Raw genomic sequence first — 21,504 nt, 5'->3', positions numbered from 1 at the left:
GGGGTACCGTCCGAAGAACAGTCTTTTCTCACAGCAGCATTTACCTACGGGCAGGAGGGACGGGGCGTCATCGCCCCGTATGGATGGACGTGAAGCGATACTTCCGTGGGCCGGTCATGTGGATCGTGCTGGCCGTCCTCGCCGTGGTCGTGTTGATGCAGGTCGTCGGCTCGTCGGGCGGCTACGAATCGGTGGACACCGGCAAGGTGATCCAGGCGATCAGCAAGGACCAGGTGGCGCAGGCCAAGCTGACCACCGGTGACGAACAGATCATCAAGATCGAGTTGAAGAAGGGCCAGAAGCTCTCGGGCGAGTCCGGCAGCAAGTTCCAGGCGAGCTACATCGGCGACCAGGGTGTCCAGCTGGCCGACACGCTGCAGCAGAAGTTCGAGAGCGGCAAGATCGACAAGGGCTACACCGTCTCGCCCTCGAAGCAGTCCCCGTTCATCTCGATCCTCCTTTCGCTGCTGCCCTTCGTCCTGATCGTGGTCGTCTTCCTGTTCCTGATGAACCAGATGCAGGGCGGCGGCTCCCGGGTCATGCAGTTCGGGAAGTCCAAGGCCAAGCTGATCACCAAGGACACCCCGAAGACGACGTTCGCCGATGTGGCGGGGTCGGACGAGGCCGTCGAGGAGCTCCAGGAGATCAAGGAGTTCCTCCAGGAGCCGGCGAAGTTCCAGGCCGTCGGCGCCAAGATCCCCAAGGGTGTCCTGCTGTACGGGCCTCCCGGCACGGGCAAGACGCTCCTCGCACGCGCCGTCGCGGGCGAGGCGGGCGTCCCGTTCTACTCGATCTCCGGCTCCGACTTCGTCGAGATGTTCGTCGGTGTCGGTGCCAGCCGTGTCCGCGACCTCTTCGAGCAGGCCAAGGCGAACGCCCCGGCGATCGTCTTCGTCGACGAGATCGACGCCGTCGGACGGCACCGCGGCGCCGGCATGGGCGGCGGTCACGACGAGCGCGAGCAGACGCTGAACCAGCTGCTCGTCGAGATGGACGGCTTCGACGTGAAGGGCGGCGTCATCCTGATCGCCGCCACGAACCGGCCGGACATCCTCGACCCGGCGCTGCTGCGCCCGGGCCGTTTCGACCGGCAGATCGCGGTCGACCGGCCGGACATGCAGGGCCGTCTCGAAATCCTCAAGGTGCACCAGAAGGGCAAGCCGGTCGCGAAGGACGTCGACCTCGGCGCCGTCGCCCGTCGTACGCCCGGCTTCACCGGTGCCGACCTGTCGAACGTGCTGAACGAAGCGGCGCTCCTCACGGCGCGCGGCAACCTGAAGCTGATCGACAACAAGATGCTCGACGAGGCCATCGACCGCGTCGTGGCGGGCCCGCAGAAGCGGACCCGGATCATGTCCGAGAAGGAGAAGAAGATCACCGCGTACCACGAGGGCGGACACGCCCTGGTCGCGGCGGCTTCCCCCCAGTCGGACCCGGTTCACAAGATCACGATCCTCTCCCGCGGCCGCGCCCTCGGTTACACGATGGTGCTCCCGGAGGAGGACAAGTACTCCACGACGCGCAACGAGATGCTCGACCAGCTGGCCTACATGCTGGGTGGGCGCGCGGCCGAGGAGCTGGTCTTCCACGACCCGACCACCGGTGCGGCGAACGACATCGAGAAGGCCACCGCAACGGCCCGCGCGATGGTCACGCAGTACGGCATGACGGAGCGGCTCGGCGCGATCAAGTTCGGCGGCGACAACACCGAGCCGTTCGTGGGCCGTGAGATGGGGCACCAGCGCGACTACTCGGAAGAGGTCGCGGCCCTCGTCGACGAAGAGGTCAAGAAGCTCATCGAGACCGCGCACAACGACGCGTGGGAGATCCTCGTCGAGAACCGCGACGTGCTGGACGCCCTCGTTCTCCAGCTCCTGGAGAAGGAGACGCTCGGCAAGGAGGAGATCGCGGAGATCTTCGCCCCGATCGTGAAGCGCCCGTCCCGTCCGGCATGGACCGGTTCCGCCCGACGCACCCCGTCGACGCGGCCGCCGGTGCTCTCGCCGAAGGAGCTCGCCCTCACCAACGGCGCCGCCGCGGCGAACGGCTCGGTCGTTCCCACGGACACCGTCCCGGCCACCGAGGCGCTCCCGGAGGACCATCCCGAGAGCTGAGTCTCGCGCCGCCCGGTGTGGCCCCTGTCACGGGAGTCGTACCGGGTCCGGAATGGATGCCGCGCCTCCGCAGGTTCTAGCCTGTGGGGGCGCGGCTTTTTCGTACGTCCGTGCGGAAGTGTGCGCGGGTGACAGCTCAAGGGAACGAGGCACAGATGACCGACCCGGTGACGTTGGACGGCCAGGGTTCGATCGGCGAGTTCGACGAGAAGCGGGCCGAGGCCGCCGTACGCGAACTCCTTCTCGCCGTGGGCGAGGACCCGGACCGCGAGGGACTGCGCGAGACGCCGGGGCGGGTGGCAAGGGCGTACAAGGAGATATTCGCGGGCCTCTACCAGGAGCCCGAGGACGTTCTGACGACCACGTTCGACCTCGGCCACGACGAGATGGTGCTGGTCAAGGACATCGAGGTGTTCAGCACCTGTGAGCACCACCTGGTGCCGTTCAGGGGCGTCGCGCATGTCGGGTACATCCCGGCGACCACGGGCAAGATCACCGGCCTGTCGAAGCTGGCCCGGCTCGTCGATGTCTTCGCCCGGCGCCCGCAGGTCCAGGAGCGGCTCACCACGCAGATCGCCGATTCCCTCATGGAGATCCTGGAGCCGCGCGGGGTCATCGTCGTCGTCGAGTGCGAGCACATGTGCATGTCGATGCGCGGGATCCGCAAGCCCGGGGCGAAGACGCTGACCTCAGCGGTACGCGGGCAGCTGCGTGCCTCGGCGACGCGCGCCGAGGCCATGAGCATGATCATGGCGCGCTGAAGCTCCGCAGCAGCGGTGGGAGGAGAGCTCGGCGGCCGCGCTACGCGGCGGCCGAGCTCTTGTCGTTGTCCTCGTCGTCCGGGAGCTTGCAGATGCGTTCCAGCCAGAGGGCCGCGGCGACCACCGCGATGCCGGCGAGGACCGCGAAGCCCGCGTAGATCGCCTGGTCGCGGCGGGCCGGGATGTCGAGGGAGCCGAGCAGGAAGACGCCGATGCCGCCGTACATGCCGGAGACCAGGGAGACGACCAGCGCGCTGGCCTGGCCGAAGACGACGGCTCGGGCCGCCATCAGGGGCTCGACGCCCTTGGCCCCGGGCCGGCGCTCGCGTTGGGCGCGCAGCCGGGAACGGATGGAGAGGGCCGTCGCGAGCAGGACGGCGGCGATCACCGCGAGCACGATCGGCGCGGCGAGGGGAACGCTCGGCAGACTGCCCAGGGAGTCCCAGAGGCGGGACGCGCCCCAGGAGAGCACCCCGGCCGCGGCGAAGAGGCCGATCAGTACCCCGAGCCGTAGTTGCTTCACCGAGTGATCCGCCCTTCGCCGCCGGTGTGTCCGTGCCGTCAGTGGCCCGTGGTGGCATTCATCCGTGGTGCCACCGGTCCGTGTCCTTGAGCCTAACGACTACTCGGGCAGCCGGAGTTCCAGATCGGCCCGGGGCAGCACGCCCTCCCGGCCCACGCCGGCCAGCAGGTCCGTGACGGGGCCGGCGCCGGGCAGCTGGGCCTCGGGGTCGACGTCGTGCCACGGGGCGAGGACGAAGGCCCGCTCGTGGGCCCGGGGGTGGGGGAGGGTGAGCGCCGGGTCGTCGGAGACGATATCCGCGTACGTCACGATGTCGACGTCGATGGTGCGCGGGCCCCAGCGTTCGTCGCGGACCCGGTCGAAGGCCTCTTCGACGGCCTGGCCGCGCTCCAGGAGCGAGGACGGGGGGAGCGTCGTCTTCACCACGATCACCGCGTTGAAGTACGAGGGCTGGGAGCCGGGGGCGACGCCCCAGGGCTCCGTCTCGTACACCGGGGAGACCGCTTTGACCCGCAGGCCGGGTGTGTCCTCCAGGGCGTCTATGGCGCCCTGGAGGGTCTCCAGGCGGTTGCCGAGATTGGAGCCCAGGGAGATCACGGCGCGTTTGGGGTTGGAGAGGGTGATGTCCGCGGCGTCCACCTGCTCGACCACGGAGGCGGGCACCGGCTGTACGGTCGGGTCGCTCTGCCCCTCGCTGGAAAATGCACTCATACTCGGCTCCGGGTGATGGTGATGGTCACATCGTCGAAGGGGACCGTGATCGGCGCGTCCGGCTTGTGCACCACGACCTCCACCTCCTCGACTCCTTCGTGCTTGAGGCACTTCTGGGCGATGCGCTCCGCGAGCGTTTCGATCAGATCGACCGGTTCCCCCTGCACCACCTCGACGACCTCCTCGGCGACGACGCCGTAGTGCACGGTTTTCGTCAGGTCGTCGGCGGCTGCCGCGGGGCGGGTGTCGAGGCCGAGCACCAGGTCCACGATGAACGTCTGCCCCTCTTCCCGTTCCCGGGGGAAGACGCCATGGTGTCCACGGGCCTTGAGGCCGCGCAGCGCGACACGATCCACGCGAATCACTCCTGCTGTCGTTGGGCGGAGAGACACGGGGCCGCGTGCGGACGGCCGGGTGCTCTCTCTCGAATCTACCTGCGAGCACCGACAGTGCCCGCCCGCGGGGGCTATGGACAGGGCCTCTCGGGACTGGTAGCCGCTTTTACCCGCGTAACCGGATTCCAACCCCCCTGACGGCCGGACGCTTCGGTCAGGGGGAGCCGGAGGGAGCGGGGAGAGAGCCGGGAGAGGGGCGGGAGAGAAACCAGCAGGGGGCCGGGGGAGAAGCGAGGAGGGGGCCGGGGGAGAGCCAGGAGGGGGTCAGGAGGGGGTCTCTTCGTCGTCCTCGTCGTCGGTCTCGGTGAGGACGGGCGAGCCGTGGTGGGACCAGAGCTTCCAGCCGTTCGGGGTGCGCCGGAACACATTGGTGGCCACGACGAGTTGGCCGACCAGCGGCCCGAGTGCGTTGCCGTCCTCCGCGGGGCCGCCGCTGAGGATGTTCTCGGTGCAGGTCACCAGGGCGGTGTCGCCGGTCATCGCGACCCCGACATCGGTCAGGAAGAACTGGATGTACTCGGTGTTCGCCATGATCAGGGCGTAACTCCGCAGCACCTCGCCGCGCCCGGTGAGCACCGGCCAGCCGGGGTGGACGCAGGAGACGGTGAGGTCCTCGCCGGGCAGCCAGAGCCCGGAGAGCTCTTCGAAGTCGCCCCGCTCCATCGCCTCGTAGAAGGCGGTGTTGGCCTGTTCGACGGCCGCGATGTCGGCGGCCGCCTCCGCGTGCTCGTCGCGCCCGCTCACGCGGCTCCCTCGACGGCGCGCACGACCCGCACGGCGTCGGCTGTGGCCCGGACCTCGTGGACCCGTACGGCCCAGGCGCCGGCGTGGGCGGAGAGCGCGGAGACCGCCGCGGTGGCGGCGTCGCGTTCGCGGGCGGGTGGGGGCGCGGCGCCCTCGCCGGCCAGCACATGGCCGAGGAAGCGCTTGCGGGAGGCGGCGACCAGCAGCGGGCGGCCCAGGGCACGCAGCTCGTCGAGGTGGGCGACCAGGGCGAGGTCGTGGCCGGCGTCCTTGGCGAAGCCGAGACCGGGGTCGATCACGATCCGTTCCGGGGCGACACCGCCCGCGATCACGACGTCCATCCGCTCCCGGAGCTCCGCGACGACTTCGGCGACGACGTCCTGGTACACCGCCCGGCTGTTCATGGACTCGCTGAAGCCGCGCCAGTGCATCACGACGAACGGCGCGCCGGCCGCCGCGACGACGCGGACCATGTCCGGGTCGGCGAGGCCGCCGCTCACGTCGTTGACCATGGCGGCTCCGGCCGCGACCGACTCCTCGGCGACCCGGGCCCGCATGGTGTCGACGGAGACCGCGACCCCTTCGGACGCCAGCCCCCTGACCACCGGGACCACGCGCCGCAGCTCCTCCGACGCGTCCACCCGGCTGGCGCCGGGGCGGGTCGACTCGCCGCCGACATCGATCAGGTCGGCGCCCTCGGCGACCAGGTCGAGGCCGTGTTTGATGGCGGCCGTGGTGTCGAACCAGCGGCCCCCGTCGGAGAAGGAGTCCGGCGTCACATTGACGACACCCATGACCGCACAGCGGTCCCACTCCGGCAGGCCTTGGACCGTGCCTCGTCCACGCAACGTACTCATGCGACCAGCGTAGGCCCGTACGGCGTGCTGCTATGCCGCGCGGGCGTGGTGCTCCTGGCCCGGCGCCGGGGTGTGGGCGCAGGGACGGGGCCTGCGGCGCGGGAACCGGCGGGCGAGGGGACGGGGCAGCGCGAGGTTCACGAAGCCCTCCGCCTGCATGGCCGCGAGGGAGATGCGGGGCAGGTCGCGGGCGGCGCGGTAGACCACGAAGCGGGGCTCCCAGCGTGGCCGGAACTTGGCGTTGAACTTGTACAGCGACTCGATCTGGAACCAGCGCGACAGAAAGATCAGCAGTCCGCGCCAGGTCCGCAGCACCGGTCCCGCGCCGAGCTTCTCGCCGCGGGCGAGCGCCGAGCGGAACATCGCGAAGTTCAGCGAGACGCGCTCGACGGAGAGCCGGGAGGACGCCTGGAGGGCGGCGACGATCAGCAGCTCGTTCATGCCGGGGTCGGCGGAGCGGTCGCGGCGCATCAGGTCCAGGGACATGCCGTCGCTGCCCCACGGGACGAAGTGGAGCACGGCCTTCAGGTCGCCGTACGGGGAGTCGGCGCTGTGCTCGTCGGCCTTGTGGGCGGTGGCGACGACGCAGTCCCCGTCGGCGGGGTCGCCGATCCGGCCGAGTGCCATGGAGAAGCCGCGCTCGGTGTCGGTGCCGCGCCAGTCGTCGGCGGCGAGCCGGATGCGGTCCAGTTCGGCCTCGCCGATGTCGCGGACGCGCCGGACCCGGGTCTCGTAGCCAAGACGTTCAATGCGCTTCACCATCTGGCGTACGTTGCGCATCGCGCGCCCGGCGAGCGAGAAATCCGCGACATCCACCACCGCCTCGTCGCCCAGCTCCAGTGCGTCGAGTCCGGTCTCGCGGGTCCAGACCTCGCCGCCGGTCTCGCTGCAGCCCATCACGGCGGGGGTCCAGGAGTGGGCCTTGGCCTCGTCCATGAAGCGCTCGATGGCGCCGGGCCAGGCCTCCACGTCACCGATCGGGTCGCCGCTCGCCAGCATCACCCCCGACACGACGCGGTAGCAGACGGCGGCCTTGCCGCTGGGGGAGAAGACGACGGCCTTGTCACGGCGGAGCGCGAAGTGGCCGAGCGAGTCGCGGCCGCCGTGCTTCTCCAGCAGGGTGCGCAGCCGGGCCTCGTCGTCCTCGGTGAGGCGGGCGGCCGGGTGCTCGGGGCGGAAGGCGAGGTAGATGGTGGTGACGGCGGTCAGCAGACCGAGGGCGCCGAGCGAGTACGCCACGGTCCAGGAGGTGACTCCGGCGTACTCGACGGGGCCCTCGAAGCCGAACAGCCCGTACAGCACGTGCTGGAGGCGGTCGACGATGCTGGGGTTCCCGACGACACGGCCGGGGTGGACGCTGACGATGATCAGGCCCAGCCCCAGCGACCCCGCGCCGAGGAGCACGAAGTTGGCCAGGGCGCGCCAGCGGCTCCTGGGATCGGGGAGCGCGGCGAATTCACCGCGGTGGCGGACCAGCAGCAGGCAGAGCGCGAGCGAGACGAGCGTGCCGATGACCGAGTGCCGGTAGGCGAACTGCGCCAGCGCGCCGGCCGGCAGCAGGACCACGGCCGCCCGCCAGGCGCGCCGCTTGTGCCGCTTGAGGCCGTGCGCGAGGAGCAGCAGCAGGACGCCCGCGCTCAGGGAGAGGGCGGCGGCGAACGGTCCCAGGGCGCCGGGGAGCACCTCGGCGAGGGTGTGCATCCGGCTGTTCCGGAAGCGCGGGAAGACACCCGCGGCGACATCGATCAGACCGACGACGGTGCAGGCGGTACCGACCAGCGTCGGTACGGATTCGGCGCGGGGCCCGCGTACGAACTTACGTACGGGACTCGGAACCGATCCCGATTTATCCCCATCTAGCGTGACAGACATCGCTTCCCGTGGTTCCGCGAGAGATTCCTGAGTCCTTCGGCCGGTGGCCTTTCGGACGATGTGCGACTTGTAGGACGAGGCTTCCGCAGCGGGGGTTCACCCGCCGGCCGGAAAATTCCAGACAAGAAAGCTCACCCCCCATGGGTCTTACCAGCAAGACGTTCTTGGCGCTGGCCATCGCGCTGGCCGTGGCGTTCTTCGCCGCCACGGTCTGGCTCTGGCCGCGGCTGGCCCGGCGCAGCGCGTCCTCGGTGTTCGGCAGGGTCGGTCTGCTGCTGGCGACTCAGCTGACGGTCTTCGTGTCCGTCGCTCTGGTGGCCAACAACTCCTTCCTCTTCTACGGTTCCTGGGCCGACCTGTTCGGGCAGAAGCAGGAGCTGGGCGTGGTCACGGACCACGCGGCCGGAACACCGGCCGCCAAGAACATCGTCCGGGTCGGGGTGCAGCGGCCGGAGGGGGTGCGCAGTTCGCTGCCGGCGAAGGGCGGCCGGATCGACAAGGTCGTGATATCGGGGCGGCAGTCGAAGATAGAGAGCTCGGCGTACGTGTATCTGCCGCCGGAGTACTTCCAGCCGGCGTTCGCGCACCGGAAGTTCCCCGCGGTGGTCGTCCTCACCGGCTACCCGGGCGTCGCGGAGAATCTTCTGAAGGGCCTCCGGTACCCGCGGACGGCGTACGACCGGGTGAAGGCCGGCCGGTCGCAGCCGATGATCCTGGTGATGCTGCGGCCGACGGTGGCGCCGCCGCGGGACACCGAGTGCGTGGATGTGAAGGGCGGGCCGCAGACCGAGACGTTCTTCGCCGACGACCTGCCGCGGGCGGTCTCGGACATGTACCGGGTCGGCGCGCAGGCTCGCAACTGGGGCATCATGGGCAATTCGACCGGCGGCTACTGTGCGCTGAAGATCGGGCTCCACCACCCGGACCGGTTCGCCGCGAGCGCCGGGCTCTCCGCGTACTACAAGGCGGCCGAGGATCCGACGACCGGCGACCTCTTCCACGGCGACCAGAGCGCGCGTGACCGCTCCAATCTGATGTGGAGCCTGGACAATCTGCCGCGGCGCGATTCGTCCTTCCTGGTCACGACCTCCAAGCAGGGCGAGGGGAACTACCGTTCCACGATGCGGTTCATCGACAAGGTGAAGCCGCCCGCCCAGGTCTCGTCCATCGTGCTCGACAGCGGCGGGCACAACTTCAACACCTGGCGGCGGGAGATCCCTTCGGCACTGGACTGGATGAGCAGCCGCCTCAGCGAGAACTGAGCCGGGCCCGGTCGCGGTCGCGGTCCCGGTTCCCGGCCCTGCCGGGGCCGGGACCGGGCCGTCTCCGGTTCATCGCGCGGTGGACTTGGCGACGCTGTCCACCGTCTCGACGGCCACCTCGGCCCGTGGGACGTCCTGGGCGTCCGCGTCGATGGAGCGGCGCAGCGCCTCATGGAGCCGGGCCGGGGTGAGTACGCCGAGGAAGTGGCCGGTGCTCTCCTTGTCGATGACGGCGATCCAGCCGGCGTCGTGCTGGAGCATGGTGGCGAACGCCTGCTTGAGCGGGGCGCCGACGGGCAGCCACGCCTCCATCCTGCGGGCGTGGGCGCGCACCGTGTCCTCGGTGCCGGTCCCGGCGGCGGCTCCGTCGGCCGGGATCCAGCCGTGCAGATTGTCCTCGCCGTCCAGGACGACGGCCCAGCGCGCCCCCTCGGCCCGCAGCCGCTCGGTCGCCCTCGCCAGGGAGTCGTCGAGGTGGACGACCGGAGGCTGGTCGAGGTCGCCCTCCTCGATGGGGGTCACGGAGAGCCGCTTGAGGCCGCGGTCGGCCCCCACGAAGTCCGCGACGTAGGGGGTGGCAGGCGCACCGAGCACGGTCGCCGGGGAGTCGAACTGCTCGATCGAACCCTGCCCGTAGACGGCGATGCGGTCACCGAGCCGGACCGCTTCCTCGATGTCGTGCGTGACGAACAACACGGTTTTGCGGACCTGTTCCTGGAGTTTCAGGAATTCGTTCTGCAGCCGTTCCCGTACGACCGGGTCGACCGCGCCGAAAGGCTCGTCCATCAGCAGCACCGGCGGGTCGGCGGCCAGCGCCCTTGCCACGCCCACACGTTGACGCTGACCACCGGAGAGCTGTTCCGGATAGCGGTCGCCATAAACGGAAGGATCGAGTCCGACAAGGTCCAGGAGTTCTGCCGCGCGCTCACGGCCCTTTCCCCGTTTCCAGCCGAGGAGATGGGGGACGGTCGCGGTGTTCTCCAGGATCGTACGGTGCGGGAAGAGGCCCACCTGCTGGATCACATAGCCGATGCGGCGGCGCAGTTGGACGGGGTCGATGGCGGATATGTCGTCCCCGTCGAGGAATATCCGGCCCTCGGTCGGTTCGATCAGCCGGTTCACCATCTTCATGGTGGTCGTCTTGCCGCAGCCCGACGGTCCGACGAGCGTGACCAGTTCACCCTCGGCGACTTCGAAGGAAAGATCGTCGACGGCGGTGGTGCCGTCCGCGTACCGCTTGGTGACGTGCTCGAAACGGATCATGGTTCCCCATTGTCGCGCGTGTTCTGTGAAGGACATGTTGCTGGAATACAACGGCCTCGGCGATTGTCAGTGGTCGGGGATAGGGTCGCCAGACATCGGTACGAGCGGTAATCGGGAGGTGGGGGACGGATGGCTGCCGCACAGAACTGCATGGTGACGAACGACTGGATCTGCGGGGAGTATCTCCGTTCCCGGAGTCAGGAGTTGACCGACGCGACGGTCCAGCACATCTGGATCACCGCGGTCTCGGTGCTGATCGGACTCGCCGTGGCCTTTCCGCTGGCGCTGCTCGCCCGCCGGGGCCGTCGCCTCGCCGGACCGGTGCTCGGGCTGACGACGGTGCTCTACACCGTGCCGTCCCTCGCGATGTTCTCGCTGCTGCTGCCGCTGTTCGGCCTCTCCGCGGCGCTGGTGGTCACCGGCCTGGTGCTGTATTCGCTGACCATCCTCGTGCGGAACGTCCTGGCGGGCCTCGAAGCCGTTCCGCAGGAGGCGAAGGAAGCCGCCAAGGGGATGGGATACGGGCCGGCCCGGCTGCTCTGGGAGGTCGAACTCCCGCTGGCCATGCCCGCGTTGATGGCCGGTGTGCGGATCGCCACGGTCTCGACGATCGCGCTGACGACGGTCGGTTCGATCATCGGCCAAGGCGGTCTGGGCAACCTCATAGCGGATGCCCTGCCCAGCTTCTTCAAGGCCCAGGTGCTCACCGCCTCGGTCCTGTGCGTACTGCTCGCGGTCGTCGCCGATCTGCTGCTGCTGGGCCTCCAGCGGCTGCTGACCCCCTGGACCCGCATACGCACCACTGACACGGGCGAGGGCGCGGCCGCGGACGCCGCCCCGGGCGCCACGGCGAAGGTGGTCTGAACCATGGGAGTTCTCGGCGAGGCATGGGCCTGGCTCACCGACGGCGCCAACTGGACGGGGGAGGCAGGGGCGGCCCACCGGCTCGCCGAGCACCTCTACGTCAGCGGCGTCGCGCTCGCTCTGGCCTGCGCGGTCGCGCTGCCGGTCGCCCTGTACCTCGGGCACATCGGGAAGGGGGGTGCGCTGGCCGTCAACATCTCCAATGCGGGGCGGGCGGTCCCGGTCTTCGCGGTGCTGGCCCTCTTCATGGTGTCGCCGCTGCGCAACGCCGGATACGTGCCGACGATCACCGCGCTGGTGCTGTTCGCCGTGCCGCCGCTGCTCACCAACGCCTATGTCGGGATGACGGAGGTCGACCGGGCCGTGACCGAGGCGGCGCGGGGCATGGGGATGTCCGGGGGCCAGCTCTTCGTACGGGTCGAGCTTCCGCTCGCCTACCCGATGATCATGACCGGGCTGCGCTCGGCCGCGGTCCAGGTGGTCGCCACGGCGACGATCGCCGCGATGGTCGGTCAGGGCGGCCTCGGCCGGATCATCACCGCCGGCTTCAACACGTACAACACTCCGCAGGTGGTCGCGGGGGCGTTGCTGGTCGCCGTACTCGCCCTGCTGGTGGAGGCGGTGCTGGTGGGCCTGGACCGGCTGCTGTCTCCGCTGCGCCGCCGCGGGACGGCATGACGGCCACCACGACCGTCCGCCACGGCCGCACGGCCGCCCGTCGGGTGCGCGTCCGCGCACGCCCCTCGCCCCCTCGCCCTCTCTCGACCCCCTCGATCCCATCTCGAACAGCCCCTGTTGCTGTGGACGGAGACAACTCATGAGCAAGACCTCGCGCATAGCGGGCGCGGTCATCGGCATGGTCGCGCTGGCGGGCTCGCTCGCCGCCTGCGGCGGCGACAGCCTGGAGAAGGACAAGGGGGGCTCGGCGTCCTCCGGCGGCGGCTCCGGGAAGAAGGGTTCGCTCGTCGTCGGCGCGGCGTCCTTCACCGAGTCCAAGGTGCTCGCGGAGCTGTACGCACAGGTCCTGGGCGACGCCGGATACAGCACCTCGGTCACCACGGTGGCCAACCGGGAACTGTACGAACCGTCCTTGGAGAAGGGCGAGATCGATGTCGTCCCCGAATATGCCGCGACGATCGCCGAATTCCTCAACGCCAAGGTGAACGGCGGGAAGCAGGCGGAGAAGAAGCCGGTCGCCTCCAGTGACGCCGCCGCCACGGTCGCCGCGCTGGAGAAGCTCGCCACGCCGCGCGGACTGAAGGTGCTCCCGGCCGGCGCGGCCGTCGACCAGAACGCCTTCGCGGTGACCAAGGAATTCGCCGCCGAGAACAAGCTCAAGACGCTTTCGGATCTCGGCAGGTCGAAGGCCGGAGTGAAGATCGCGGCGGGTGACGAGTGCGAGGTGCGGCCGTTCTGCGCGCCGGGCCTGAAGAAGACGTACGGCATCAATGTCACCGGAATCGACCCCAAGGGAGTCGGTACGCCGCAGTCCAAGCAGGCCGTCAAGGACGGCAAGGACCAACTGGTCCTCACCACCACCACGGACGCGGTGCTGGACAGCTACGGCCTGGTGTTCCTGGAGGACGACAAGAAGCTCCAGAACGCGGACAACGTTCTGCCGGTCGTCAATGCCAAGGACGCCGGTTCCCAGGACATTGCCGACGCGCTCGGCAAGCTCACCAAGGCTCTCACCACCGAGGATCTGGCGGAACTGAACCGCAAGGTCGACGCCGAGCGCGCAAAGCCCGCCGATGCGGCCAAGGACTATCTGCAGTCGAAGGGCCTCATCAAGAAGTAGATATCGGGGGGATGGGGGACCGCCAGGTAACCGGCCGGGAACAGATTGGCGGGCGGCTCCCCAAGTGCCTCCTACACACGGTAAATTTCAGGCCATGCCACGTGGACGTCATCGCCATTCGCCACCTCTGCACAGAATCCTTCCGCCTTCGGCCGTCGCCGGAGTCTCGGTCCTCTGTGCCGGGGGCGCCTGGCTGCTCGCCGAGCCCCTGGTCCTGCGCGGTCTCGCGGCCGCCGCGGCGGCCGCCGCCGTGACCGGCGCGTATCTGATGCGCAGCTGGGACCGGGAAGCGGGCCGTCGTGTCGCGGAGCTGACGCGCGCCCGCGCCGGTGACGAATGGCGGGCCGAGGAGCGCACGGCCTCGCTGGAGGCCGACCTGGAGGAGGCGCGGGAGCTGCGGGCCCGGCTGGAGACGAAGCTGCGCCGCAAGCGCGTGGAGCTCGCCAGTCTGCGCGGGGAGCACGCCGCGCTGCTGCGGCGCTACGCCAACGCCGAGACCGAGCGGGCCAGCGCGCTGGAGGGCCGCAGGCAGCTCGCGCTCGAAGCCGCGGCTCCGCGGGAACTGCCCGCCGCCCGCAGCACACCGACGCCGGCCGCCTATCTGCGTGCCGCCCAGGCGCTGGAGGACCTGTCGCGCAACGGGGCGCTGCAGGAGGCGCGCCGTACCGCCGAACAGGCCAGGAAGCGGGATCTCGCGGAGCGGGCCCGGGAGGCGGAGGAACGGCAGGGGAAGCACGCGGCGGCCGCGGACGCGTCCGGGGCGCAGCACCTGCGCCCGACGGCCGCCCTTCCGGCGTCCCGGCCGTCCGCCGCGCTGCCCGCGGCGCCCACCGTGCCGGCCGCCAGCCCGGTCGCTCCGTACGCGGCGTCCCGCCGCCATCCGGTGCCGCAGGGCAGCTTCGACTTCTTCGGTACGCAGAAGGCGCGCGCCGCGATCGAGTCCGTGCAGAACGAGGACCTCGCGGACGTGGTGGGCGAGGAGGCGCTGGCCGCGCACCGCACGGGCACGGCCGGGAACCGGGCCGTCGGCAAGGTCATCGACCTGACCGCGCACGACGAGACCGAGCAGCTGGACGTGGTGGAGCTGCGCAGCGCGATCTCGTAGCGGAGCGGGTGGCCGCTACTTGTCGATGTCGCCGACGACGAAGAAGAGCGATCCCAGGATCGCCACCATGTCGGCGACCAGCGTGCCGGGCAGCAGCTCGGTGAGCGCCTGGATGTTGTTGTACGACGCGGAGCGGAGCTTCAGCCGGTACGGGGTCTTCTCGCCCTTGGACACCAGGTAGTAGCCGTTGATGCCGAGCGGGTTCTCGGTCCAGGCGTAGGTGTGGCCCTCGGGCGCCTTCAGCACCTTGGGCAGCCGCTGGTTGATCGGACCGGGTGCCAGGCCGGCCATCCGGTCCAGGCAGGCGTCCGCCAGGTCCAGGGCGTTGTGCGTCTGCTCCAGCAGGCATTCGAAGCGGGCCAGGCAGTCGCCGTCGGTGCGGGTGACGACCTTGAGGGTGTCCTGGAGCTCTCCGTACGCGAGATACGGCTCGTCGCGCCGCAGATCGAAGTCCACCCCCGAGGCGCGGGCGATCGGTCCGGACACCCCGTACGCGTGCACGGTCTGCGCGGACAGCACGCCCACGCCGCGGGTGCGGCCCCGGAAGATCTCGTTGCCGAGCACCAGGTCGTCGTACACGTCCATCCGGGACCGGACGGAGGCGACGGCGTCCCGGGCGCGGCCGAGCCAGCCCGCGGGGAGGTCCTCCTTGAGGCCGCCGACCCGGTTGAACATGTAGTGCATCCGGCCGCCCGAGACCTCCTCCATCACCGCCTGGAGCTCCTCGCGCTCCCGGAAGGCGTAGAACACCGGGGTGATCCCGCCGAGTTCGAGCGGGTACGAGCCGAGGAACATCAGATGGTTCAGGACCCGGTTCAGCTCGGCGAGCAGGGTGCGCGTCCAGACCGCGCGCTCCGGGACCTCCATGCCGAGCATGCGCTCCACGGCCATCACGACGCCCAGCTCGTTGGAGAACGCCGACAGCCAGTCGTGGCGGTTGGCGAGCATCACGATCTGCCGGTAGTCGCGGGCCTCGAACAGCTTCTCCGCGCCCCGGTGCATGTAGCCGATGACCGGTTCGGCGTGCTGAATGCGTTCGCCGTCGAGGACGATGCGCAGACGGAGCACGCCGTGGGTGGAGGGGTGCTGGGGGCCGATGTTGAGCACCATGTCGGTGCTCTCCGCCGCGCCGCCGATGCCGACTGTCGTCTCCGTCATACGGCCAGTATTCCCTGAGCGCCCGGGGCTCTGTTCCGGGCCCCGGACCTCGGGCGCCGGCGGGTCCGGGGTTTCAGGCCCTGCGGTGCATCAGCCAGCCGAAGTCGCCCAGGCCGCCCCGGGCCGTCAGTTCTGCCGCCTCGCCGGCCGAGGCGAGGGCCCGTATGTAGCCGGCCGGGTCGGTCGAGGCCAGGGACAGGGGCGGGCGCTCGCCGTCGACGCCGAGGGTGCGCAGGGCCTCGCGCTGGGTCAGCACCGTTCCGGCCCCGGCCGCGGCGGCGCACGCGTCCAGGGCCACGTGCGAGGTGAGGTCGCAGCTGCCGTCCGGCACCGGCCGCACCTCGCGTCCGGACCGGAAGCCGGTCAACGTGCCGAAGAGGGGCCGCGCCTCCCGCGCATGGGCGTAGTCCACCGCCACCGCGAGCCCCCCGTCCAGCGTGGACACCGCTCGTGCCCAGGCCTCGTCGCGCGGGCGGCCGATCTCCGCGCGGCTGCCCGGTCCGGCCGACGGCCACCACCGTCGCAGCCACTCGGCGTCGGCCCCGGCCACCGGCTCGCCCAGCCGTTCCGTACCGTCCGCCGCCCGCACGAGGACGTACCGGTCCACGCCGTCCGCGTCGGTCTCGGCGACCTCGGTCGGGACGTTGTCCAGCCACTCGTTGGCGAACAGCAGACCGCGCGTCCCCGGCGGTGGTTCGGCGCACCACTCGATCCGGGGGTCCAGACCGGCCGGGCGGTCGGCGAGCTCCACGGCGCACGCCCGTACGGTGAGTCCGCCGGCGCCCACGGCCGGCAGCGCCGCCAGCACCCCCGTCAGCAGTTCGCCCCGCCCCGCCCCGAGGTCGACCAGGTCGACCGAGTCGGTGCCCAGCTCCCGCGCCGTTCCGGCCAGCAGCCGGGCGACGGCGGAGGCGAACAGCGGGGACGCGTGGACAGAGGTGCGGAAGTGGCCCGCCGGCCCTTCCGGGCTCCGGTAGAACCCCCCGTCTCCGTACAAAGCGGTCTCTGCCGCCTCCTGCCACCCACGCCACTCATCCGTCACGTTCCCAAGTCTCCACCTTGGGGAGTACGGTCCCCGGAGCTGGATCGGCCCTTCGGCTGACCCGGGCACCTCCCGCCTTTCCCTACGCTGGGTTACGTGCAGCGCCTCTACGACTTCATCCGCAGACACCCGACGGGCGTCGACAGTTTCTGGGCTGTCTTCCTCCTCGGGCTCTCCGGCCTGTCCATGGTGGCGAACGCGGACCGCACCGGCGAACGGCTGGCCGCCGTGCCGATCGTCCTCGGCCTCTGCACCGCCGTCGCGCTGCGCCGACGCGCGCCGGAGAAGATGCTGCTGCTCACCGTCGTGATGGGTGTCGCGCAGCTGGTGCTCGGGGTCGTGCCCGGTGTCGCGGACTTCGCGATGCTGGTGATCGTTTTCACCGTGGCCGCCGTCGGGGAGCGCTGGGCGTCCCGGCTCGCGCTGGTCTGCGCCCTGAGCGCGGCCGGGATCTCCCAGCTGCGCTGGCCGTCGAGCGCGCCGCAGGCCAGCTTGGCCGAGCAGATCTTCGTCGTCGTCGTGATGACCGTGCCGTTCGTGCTCGCCTGGGTGCTCGGCGACTCGATGCGGACCCGGCGCGCCTACTTCAGCCAGTTGGAGGAGCGTGCCGCCCGGCTGGAGCGGGAGCGCGAGGCGCAGTCGAAGGTCGCGGTGGCCGCCGAGCGCGCCCGTATCGCCCGCGAACTCCACGACGTCGTCGCGCACAACGTCTCGGTGATGGTGGTGCAGGCCGACGGCGCGGCGTACGTCATGGACGCGGCCCCCGACCAGGCCCGGCAGGCCCTGGAGACCATCTCCAGCACCGGCAGGCAGGCCCTCGCCGAGATGCGGCGGCTGCTCGGGGTGCTGCGGACCGGCGATGCCCAGGAGAGCGGGGAGTACGTTCCGCAGCCCGACGTCGAGCAGATCGAGGACCTCGTCGAGCAGGTCAGGCAGACCGGGCTGGCCGTCGACTTCAAGGTCGAGGGCACGCCCCGGCCGCTGCCCAGCGGGGTCGAGCTGACCGCGTACCGCATCGTGCAGGAGGCCCTGACCAACACCCGCAAGCACGGCGGCCCGGACGCCGGGGCCAGTGTGCGGCTGGTCTACTTCGACGACGGGCTCGGGCTGCTGGTCGAGGACGACGGGCGGGGCGCGGCGCACGAGCTGTACGAGGACGGTGGCGCCGACGGCGCGGGCCACGGAATGATCGGCATGCGTGAGCGGGTCGGCATGGTCGGCGGCACGCTGGACGCCGGGCCGCGGCCCGGCGGCGGGTTCCGGATCAGCGCGCTGCTGCCGCTCAAGCCGACCCACTAGAGACGTGTCGCAGGGACGCGGTGCGGTACAGAGACGCAGTACAGACGTAGGAACAGACAGGAGACAGGACCCCTCATGGCGATCCGCGTGATGCTCGTCGACGACCAGGTGCTGCTGCGCACCGGCTTCCGGATGGTGCTCGCCGCCCAGCCGGACATGGAGGTCGTCGCCGAGGCCGGCGACGGCGCGGAGGCGATCGGGATCCTGCGCGCCACCGCCGTCGACGTGGTGCTGATGGACGTCCGGATGCCGAGGCTGGACGGTGTCGAGGCGACCCGTCGCATCTGCGCGCAGCCGGGTGCGCCCAAGGTGCTCATCCTGACCACCTTCGACCTCGACGAGTACGCCTTCTCCGGGCTGAAGGCCGGGGCCAGCGGCTTCATGCTCAAGGACGTGCCGCCCGCGGAACTGCTCGCCGCCATCCGCTCCGTGCACAGCGGCGACGCCGTCGTCGCCCCGTCCACCACGCGCCGGCTGCTCGACCGCTTCTCATCGATGCTGCCGAGCGGCAACAGCGAACCGCAGCACAAGGGCATCGCCAAGCTCACCGAACGCGAACGCGAGGTGATGCTGCTGGTCGCGCAGGGCCTGTCGAACGGCGAGATCGCGGCACGCCTGGTGCTCTCCGAGGCGACCGTGAAGACGCATGTGGGCCGCATCCTCACCAAGCTGAGCCTGCGCGACCGGGTGCAGGTCGTCGTTCTCGCCTACGAGACGGGGCTGGTCAGGGCCGGTGGCGGCGGGGCGGGCTGACCCGTCGGACCGAGGTGGCCCGCGGGACGGCCGGCCCCGACCGCCCTGTCGTACGCGGGCGCGGGCACAGGCGCGAGCGTGGGCAGCGCGCCGCGGCACCGGGTGCGGCGTACGTGTTCCGGCATCAAGCGCATCGGCTGCGGCTGATCCGGCTTGATCGGCTGATCCGGCTGGGTCGGCGGGGGCGGCCGCGGCTCAGCGCAGGATGCCCTCCAGGAAGTCGCTGCCGAGCCGTGCCACCGCGGTCAGGTCCAGCTGGTGCTGCACGTACCGGCCGCGCCGCCGGGTGATGACCAGGCCCGCCTTCTTCAGCGCCGAGAGATGCCGGGAGACCTCGGGCGCCGTGATGCCGTACGTATCGGCGAGTTCGCCGGTCGTGTACGGGGACCGGGCGAGGTGGCGGCACAGGCGCATCCGCATCGGGTGGGCCAGCGCCTCCATGCGCAGCTGGAGCAGTTCCACGGAGGCGGGAGAAGGCAGCTCGGGGCGGTGCACCGGGTAGTGGATCACCGGGCGCCAGCCGGGCGCGTGCAGCAGGTTCAGGTGCGGCCAGCCGAAGGCGGACGGGACGAGGGTGAGCCCGGGGCGGCCGACCGCCGGGACGGTGGCGTCGGCCCGGCCCTCGGTCAGCTTGTCGGCGCTGATCCGGGTCCCCGTCTCGTCGAGCGACAGCGCCGTGGACACCGCGCCTATCGCCTCGCCGAGCCCCTTGCGCCGCAGCAGATCGGTCTTGTGCCGGACGTCGGCGACCAGCTGGACCTGCACCCGGCGCCAGGTGTCGGCGAAGAACGCCTGGTCGCAGTCCTCGAACAGGCGGCGGATCCAGCGGCGTACGGGCGCGGGGTCGGCCAGCAGCTGCTGGGCGAACTCCGCCTGCTGGGGGCCGCGTGCCGCCGCCATCTCCAGGGCGCGGGCCCGCATCAGCGCGTCGCTGAGCGGGGAGGGCGCGCCGATCCCGTACAGGCTGGAGCAGGTGAACTCCAGGGCGGCGGCGACGAACCGCTCGTCGTCCAGCCGGTCGAGGATGTCCAGGTCCTCGGCGAGGTTCGCGCCCGTCCTGCCGTTGCCGCCACGGACTCCGGCGAACGGCATGAAGACGTCCGAGAACGTGTTGCGCCACAGGAACTCGGCCTCGTGCAGCCGGTCGGCGAGGTCGGGCTCCAGCGCACTGGCGGTCGCCGTCGCCCAGCCGTGCAGTCCCGGATGGTGGCCGGGCTCGGAGAGGGCATGCAGGGCCAGCCCCAGCTCGGCGAGGGGGGAGGTCTCGAAGACGATGTTCTCGGGCGCGAGCCCGGCGATGTCGATGTGCACGCTCACCCCTCCATGGTGCGGGGTGCGCGCGGAGGCCGCGCCCCACTTGACGGTGCTCGTCAATCGACGGGCCGCACGAGCGGGGACCGGCCCAAGCTGAGGCCATGAACGCCCTACAGCAGCACATGCTCGACAGCTACCGCGCAGCTCAGCGGGGGGAACAGCCGCCGCCCCCGCCGGGCCGGCACGACCGGTCGGTGCTGCGGGCCGTCCGTGACCACTTCCGGCGCTCCCGCCGCGGGAACGGGTCCGTCCGGCCCGACGGACGTCAGTCCGACGACCGGACCTGAGCCACCACCCGGTTCATGAACTCCGCCACCGCCTCCCGTACGTCCTCCGCGGTCCACTTCAGCCCTTCCCGGTCCACCGTGACCTCGGTGAACGACACCCCGGGCGGCCCGGCGGCCGCGGGGTGCCAGTCCCTGAAGAGCGACACGCCCGTCTCCTCCGCCTGTCGCACCGCCGCCTCCGTCAGAACGTCCGCCCCGTACGGCAGCCACACCTGGAACTGGTGCGTGTGCGGCGGTTCCGGATGCACCCCGAACCACCCGGCGCCGGCCGCCCGGAAGCCTTCGGCCAGCGCCCCGGCCACCACCTTCGCGTGGGCCACGTACGAGGGCAGCGACGGCAGCTCCTGCTCCAGGCCGATCAGGGCGGCGAGTGCTGCCGGGAACTGCTGGAAGAGCTGGCCGCCGTACCGGTGGCGCCAGGTGCGGGCCTCCTCGATCAGGGACTCGGGACCGGCCAGTGCGGCCCCGGAGATCCCGCCGAGGGTCTTGTAGAACGAGACGTACACACTGTCCGCGAGCGCCGCGATCTCCGGCAGCCCCCGTCCGAAGTGGGGGGCGCATTCCCACAGCCGCGCGCCGTCGAGATGCACCACCGCATCGCGTTCCCGGGCGGCCGCCACCACGGCCTCCAGCTCCTCCCACGTCGGCAGGACGAAACCGGCGTCGCGCAACGGCAGCTCCAGCATCATCGTGCCGAACGGCTCGGCGAAGTCGCGGATCTCCTGGGCCGTGGGCAGCCGGGGCTCGGACGTCGGATGGACGGTACGCAGCCCGCTCACCGCCTCCAGCGCGCCGCGCTCGTGCATCTCGGGGTGGGCCAGCGGATGCAGTGCCACGGTGGAATTGCCGGTCCGCCCGGCCCAGCACCGCAGCGCGACCTGCTGCGCCATCGTCCCGGTCGGGAAGAACGCGGCGGCCTCCATGCCCAGCAGGTCCGCGACCCGCCGCTCCAGCTCGGCGACGACGCCGTTGCCGTAGATGTCCGCGGGGCGGCCGAGGTCGGTGACCGCCCCGGCCCCTGCCGCCAGCGCGGCCAGCCGTTCACCGAGCGGGAGGTGCATGGGCGGCCTGGACAGGACCCGCTCGGCCGCCCGCCAGGCGTTCCACCTGCGCAGCCGCTGCGCGTCGTCCTGCGCCCGCGCGTTCTCCTGAGTGTTCTCCTGCGCCTGCGCGTTCCCCTGCGCGTTCCCCTGCGACTGCGACTGCGACTGCGACTGCGACTGCGACTGCGACTGCGACTGCGACTTTTCCTGCGCGTCCTCCTCCGGGTGCCGTGCCTGCTGATCCGTGCCCGCCCTGTCTGTCATGGGACGATCATCACGCAGAGCGCAGCCGGGGCCCGCACGATTTTCGGGCCCGCCGGGACGCCGGGCCGCGTTCCG

The 21,504-nt window shown here is 71.0% G+C and carries 21 protein-coding genes; 10 read left to right on the top strand and 11 right to left on the bottom strand.

What is annotated here, in order from left to right; genetic code table 11:
- Nucleotides 1–83 precede the first annotated feature (83 nt).
- Both ftsH and folE read left to right on the top strand, forming a co-directional pair.
- Nucleotides 84–2,114: an ATP-dependent zinc metalloprotease FtsH gene (gene ftsH / locus ACIOMQ_RS33745; RefSeq protein ID WP_362193513.1), complete on the top strand. Its 2,031-nt coding sequence runs from the start codon at nt 84–86 to the stop codon at nt 2,112–2,114.
- A 155-nt stretch (nt 2,115–2,269) separates the two neighbouring features.
- Nucleotides 2,270–2,875 carry a GTP cyclohydrolase I FolE gene (gene folE / locus ACIOMQ_RS33740; RefSeq protein ID WP_362193516.1) on the top strand — a complete coding sequence of 202 codons (606 nt, stop codon included), beginning with the start codon at nt 2,270–2,272 and terminating at the stop codon, nt 2,873–2,875.
- 40 nt (nt 2,876–2,915) lie between these two features.
- Here the strand turns inward: folE and ACIOMQ_RS33735 are convergent, their stop codons facing one another.
- The 6 genes from ACIOMQ_RS33735 to ACIOMQ_RS33710 form a co-directional block, all read right to left on the bottom strand.
- On the bottom strand, nt 2,916–3,398 hold the full coding sequence (locus ACIOMQ_RS33735) for a DUF3180 domain-containing protein (RefSeq protein WP_362193519.1): 483 nt from the start codon (nt 3,396–3,398) through the stop codon (nt 2,916–2,918).
- Between the two features lie 99 nt (nt 3,399–3,497).
- The gene (gene folK, locus ACIOMQ_RS33730; RefSeq protein WP_402191618.1) at nt 3,498–4,109 is read right to left on the bottom strand and encodes a 2-amino-4-hydroxy-6-hydroxymethyldihydropteridine diphosphokinase; all 612 of its coding nucleotides are present in this window, start codon (nt 4,107–4,109) and stop codon (nt 3,498–3,500) included.
- Complete coding sequence (gene folB, locus ACIOMQ_RS33725) at nt 4,106–4,465, bottom strand: dihydroneopterin aldolase (protein ID WP_362193525.1); 360 nt, start codon at nt 4,463–4,465, stop codon at nt 4,106–4,108. The genes folK and folB overlap by 4 nt, the downstream gene beginning before the upstream one ends.
- Nucleotides 4,466–4,768: 303 nt before the next feature.
- Nucleotides 4,769–5,248, bottom strand: coding sequence for a nuclear transport factor 2 family protein (locus tag ACIOMQ_RS33720; protein ID WP_402127972.1), 480 nt, complete (start codon nt 5,246–5,248; stop codon nt 4,769–4,771).
- Entirely contained in the window at nt 5,245–6,042 is a 798-nt protein-coding gene (gene folP / locus ACIOMQ_RS33715) for a dihydropteroate synthase (RefSeq protein ID WP_362193773.1), read from the bottom strand. The genes ACIOMQ_RS33720 and folP overlap by 4 nt, the downstream gene beginning before the upstream one ends.
- 93 nt (nt 6,043–6,135) lie before the next feature.
- Nucleotides 6,136–7,977, bottom strand: a complete 1,842-nt coding sequence (locus ACIOMQ_RS33710) for a phosphatidylglycerol lysyltransferase domain-containing protein (RefSeq protein WP_362193530.1) — start codon at nt 7,975–7,977, stop codon at nt 6,136–6,138.
- A 140-nt stretch (nt 7,978–8,117) separates the two neighbouring features.
- Here ACIOMQ_RS33710 and ACIOMQ_RS33705 point away from each other — a divergent pair, with 140 nt between their 5' ends.
- Nucleotides 8,118–9,239 (top strand): alpha/beta hydrolase, encoded by a 1,122-nt coding sequence (locus ACIOMQ_RS33705; RefSeq protein ID WP_401262527.1) that lies wholly within the window; start codon nt 8,118–8,120, stop codon nt 9,237–9,239.
- 69 nt (nt 9,240–9,308) lie between these two features.
- Here ACIOMQ_RS33705 and ACIOMQ_RS33700 read toward each other — a convergent pair whose 3' ends face one another.
- On the bottom strand, nt 9,309–10,502 hold the full coding sequence (locus ACIOMQ_RS33700) for an ABC transporter ATP-binding protein (protein ID WP_402191615.1): 1,194 nt from the start codon (nt 10,500–10,502) through the stop codon (nt 9,309–9,311).
- A 129-nt stretch (nt 10,503–10,631) separates the two neighbouring features.
- On the opposite strand from ACIOMQ_RS33700, the gene ACIOMQ_RS33695 reads away from it, so the two are divergent.
- From ACIOMQ_RS33695 to ACIOMQ_RS33680, 4 genes are all read left to right on the top strand, one after another.
- Nucleotides 10,632–11,366 (top strand): ABC transporter permease, encoded by a 735-nt coding sequence (locus ACIOMQ_RS33695; RefSeq protein WP_402191612.1) that lies wholly within the window; start codon nt 10,632–10,634, stop codon nt 11,364–11,366.
- 3 nt (nt 11,367–11,369) lie between these two features.
- Entirely contained in the window at nt 11,370–12,044 is a 675-nt protein-coding gene (locus tag ACIOMQ_RS33690) for an ABC transporter permease (RefSeq protein ID WP_401262531.1), read from the top strand.
- 139 nt (nt 12,045–12,183) lie between these two features.
- Complete coding sequence (locus ACIOMQ_RS33685; RefSeq protein WP_401262533.1) at nt 12,184–13,164, top strand: ABC transporter substrate-binding protein; 981 nt, start codon at nt 12,184–12,186, stop codon at nt 13,162–13,164.
- Between the two features lie 94 nt (nt 13,165–13,258).
- Nucleotides 13,259–14,269 (top strand): hypothetical protein, encoded by a 1,011-nt coding sequence (locus tag ACIOMQ_RS33680; protein ID WP_362193548.1) that lies wholly within the window; start codon nt 13,259–13,261, stop codon nt 14,267–14,269.
- Nucleotides 14,270–14,284: 15 nt separating this feature from the next.
- Here ACIOMQ_RS33680 and ACIOMQ_RS33675 read toward each other — a convergent pair whose 3' ends face one another.
- Together ACIOMQ_RS33675 and ACIOMQ_RS33670 are read right to left on the bottom strand one after the other, a co-directional pair.
- Entirely contained in the window at nt 14,285–15,427 is a 1,143-nt protein-coding gene (locus ACIOMQ_RS33675) for an NADH-quinone oxidoreductase subunit D (RefSeq protein ID WP_362193551.1), read from the bottom strand.
- Between the two features lie 73 nt (nt 15,428–15,500).
- Entirely contained in the window at nt 15,501–16,469 is a 969-nt protein-coding gene (locus ACIOMQ_RS33670; RefSeq protein WP_402191610.1) for an SAM-dependent methyltransferase, read from the bottom strand.
- A gap of 96 nt (nt 16,470–16,565) precedes the next feature.
- Here ACIOMQ_RS33670 and ACIOMQ_RS33665 point away from each other — a divergent pair, with 96 nt between their 5' ends.
- Entirely contained in the window at nt 16,566–17,768 is a 1,203-nt protein-coding gene (locus ACIOMQ_RS33665; protein WP_362193557.1) for a sensor histidine kinase, read from the top strand.
- A 75-nt stretch (nt 17,769–17,843) separates the two neighbouring features.
- Nucleotides 17,844–18,521, top strand: coding sequence for a response regulator transcription factor (locus ACIOMQ_RS33660; RefSeq protein ID WP_362193560.1), 678 nt, complete (start codon nt 17,844–17,846; stop codon nt 18,519–18,521).
- 195 nt (nt 18,522–18,716) lie between these two features.
- Here the strand turns inward: ACIOMQ_RS33660 and ACIOMQ_RS33655 are convergent, their stop codons facing one another.
- The gene (locus ACIOMQ_RS33655) at nt 18,717–19,832 is read right to left on the bottom strand and encodes a DUF5937 family protein (protein WP_401757330.1); all 1,116 of its coding nucleotides are present in this window, start codon (nt 19,830–19,832) and stop codon (nt 18,717–18,719) included.
- A gap of 104 nt (nt 19,833–19,936) precedes the next feature.
- Between ACIOMQ_RS33655 and ACIOMQ_RS33650 the strand changes: the two genes are divergently transcribed.
- Complete coding sequence (locus tag ACIOMQ_RS33650; RefSeq protein ID WP_362193563.1) at nt 19,937–20,122, top strand: hypothetical protein; 186 nt, start codon at nt 19,937–19,939, stop codon at nt 20,120–20,122.
- On the opposite strand, the gene ACIOMQ_RS33645 is transcribed toward ACIOMQ_RS33650, so the two are convergent.
- On the bottom strand, nt 20,101–21,429 hold the full coding sequence (locus ACIOMQ_RS33645; RefSeq protein WP_402191606.1) for a threonine aldolase family protein: 1,329 nt from the start codon (nt 21,427–21,429) through the stop codon (nt 20,101–20,103). The two genes, ACIOMQ_RS33650 and ACIOMQ_RS33645, sit on opposite strands and share 22 nt — an antisense overlap.
- Nucleotides 21,430–21,504: the final 75 nt, after the last annotated feature.

This window comes from Streptomyces sp. NPDC087845, from assembly GCF_044742755.1.
GTDB lineage: Bacteria > Actinomycetota > Actinomycetes > Streptomycetales > Streptomycetaceae > Streptomyces.
Note: the sequence above shows the minus strand (reverse complement) of the source record. Positions and strands in the feature narration are given on the sequence as shown.